The sequence below is a fragment of the Bradyrhizobium genomosp. I (2014) genome (assembly GCF_000261685.1).
Classification (GTDB): Bacteria; Pseudomonadota; Alphaproteobacteria; order Rhizobiales; family Xanthobacteraceae; genus Bradyrhizobium.
In genome coordinates this window covers 1-1,578 of sequence record NZ_AJQE01000319.1, presented here as the reverse complement: position 1 = coordinate 1,578, position 1,578 = coordinate 1, and the positions used below count along the sequence as shown (strand labels likewise).

General features: G+C 66.0%; 2 protein-coding genes. Both read right to left on the bottom strand.

Going from position 1 to position 1,578, the window contains the following annotated elements; translation table 11 throughout:
* Positions 1 to 765 (bottom strand): alpha/beta hydrolase family protein (locus IC50_RS29085; protein ID WP_035712863.1); only part of this gene is annotated, 765 nt, incomplete at its 3' end.
* Positions 766 to 1,017: 252 nt separating this feature from the next.
* A partial coding sequence (locus IC50_RS29080; RefSeq protein ID WP_035712860.1) for an SDR family NAD(P)-dependent oxidoreductase occupies positions 1,018 to 1,578 on the bottom strand: 561 nt, incomplete at its 5' end.

Sequence of the window (1,578 nt, the reverse complement as noted above, 5' to 3'; positions counted from 1 at the left end):
GGGGAGCCGCGGCTCCTGCAGCACCGCGCGCGCCACGAAGGACGAGCCCCAGCCGTCGGCGATGATCCCGATCCGCGCGAAGTCGACGTCACCGCGCGTCTCCAGATAATCCATGACGCCGGGGATCGCGCTCTCGAGATCCCGGCGCCGCAACAGCGCGTCGAGATAGTCGTCGCGCTGTTCGCCGAACAGGTCGAGCGCCAACAACGAGAAGCCGCGCTCGCGCGCATGCGGCACCAACTTGAACAGGAACTCTTCCTTGCGGTGGCCCGGCTCGCCGATGCAGATCACGGTCGGAGCCCGCCCGCTGGCTGACGGCACAGGAAGGAAGTAGCCCTGCAGCGAATGCCCATCGAGCCAGGGTATCGTCACCACTTCGCCGGCCGGGCTGCGCGCGGCCAGGTAGCGGCGGGCGCAGTCCTGCATCGCCAGCACCGCAACCCAGCGGCGCTCGTCCGCCGGGTCGAGCGGCATCGCCGCGGCACCATAGTAGTTCATCGCGCGCAGCCAATTGCGCTGCGCGCTCGCCAGATGGCCCTCCGCGAACGCGGCCTCGGCGCGCTGCCGATTGGTCTGTGCCAGCCTCTTCCACTCGCGATGCCAGGACCGGCCGCCGCCGCGCCTCAGCTGCCGCGCGATCATGAGGCATTCCGCGATCGTGGCGCCCCCCTCCTGGGCCGCAGTGAGCAACCGCGTGAACTCAGCGGAAATGTCCTCTCGTTCCGGGCAAAGAGTCCAGTCGTCGGAGAGGCATGCGGGTATCATCGGGAGCTACGCTCTATCATCGCGTTACCCCCTGATGATTAAACCATTTCACTTCGCCAACCAAGCGGCCGCGCGCCCGGTGGGAGGCCTTTCAGATCACCATCGCTTGAACATCGTCACGTCGCATGCGTGACATTCCCATGGGTCATGGAGCGGGCGATCATTGGCAGGAGATGGCACGCGATATTGCTTGCGCATCCCTTGCCATGACGATCATCATATCCATATTTTTCGCCCGCCTTGGAGGCGGTCTCAACCAAGCCGCCAGCCGACCTCCTGCGTGAAGCTTTCGTAGAAGGAACGTTCATAAGCCTGCTCCGGCGCAGCACGAACGCGCTCGTCGAGGCGCTTGGCGTCCTCGCCGACGAGAATGCGCCAGCGCTCCGCCCTGACCCCGTCGAGAATGATCTTCGCCGCCTCTGCCGCCGTCGTCGGCGCATCCTCCAGGAAGCTGCGGGCGCGCTCGGCAAACACCGCCTGGATGTCCTCGTCCGACATTCTGTCGGCATCCGGCACGCCGGCCGCGACCATGCGCTTGCGGGTCAGCGCGACCTCGTCGGCATTGAGTCGCTCCGAACCGTCCGCGCTCTGCACCTTGCGCGAATTGGAGACGATCGAGGTGCCGATGTGACCGGGCATCACCACCGAGCATTTGACGTGCGGGGCGTGCAGGCGCAGGTCGTTGATCAGCGCTTCGGTAAATCCCTTCACGGCGAACTTGGCCGAGCTGTAGGCCGTGTGCGCCTGGTTCATGCCGATCGAGGCCCAGAAGCCGTTGACGCTGGCGGTGTTGACGATGTGGGCCTCGTCCGC